The 289-nt window shown below is 50.5% G+C and carries 1 pseudogene; it reads right to left on the bottom strand.

The window, feature by feature from the left end:
- Nucleotides 1-30 precede the first annotated feature (30 nt).
- A pseudogene (locus ACNQ0W_RS25645) lies at nt 31-289 on the bottom strand (3-oxoacid CoA-transferase subunit A); the annotation flags it as partial.

The following is a 289-nucleotide window of genomic DNA, read 5'->3' as shown; positions in this document are numbered from 1 at the left end:
TTAGTCGTCGGCAGCGTCAGATGTGTATAAGAGACAGCCCAGTTCAACCACTTCACAAACCTGGGCAATGGTGACATCAGCAGCCATGGCCATGATCGGGCCAAAGTTACGTGCAGATTTACGGTAAACCAGATTGCCCCAGCGGTCGCCCTTATAGGCTTTAATCAGGGCAAAGTCAGCCTTGATCGGATACTCAAGCACATAGTCTTTACCATCAATATGACGGGTTTCTTTGCCTTCGGCCAAAAGTGTTCCAAAGCCAGTTGGGGTAAACACCGCCCCAAGACCC

This window comes from Enterobacter cloacae complex sp. 6730903, from assembly GCF_048283985.1.
GTDB classification, from domain to species: Bacteria; Pseudomonadota; Gammaproteobacteria; order Enterobacterales; family Enterobacteriaceae; genus Enterobacter; species Enterobacter hormaechei_C.
This window is presented reverse-complemented; position numbering and strand designations above follow the sequence as displayed.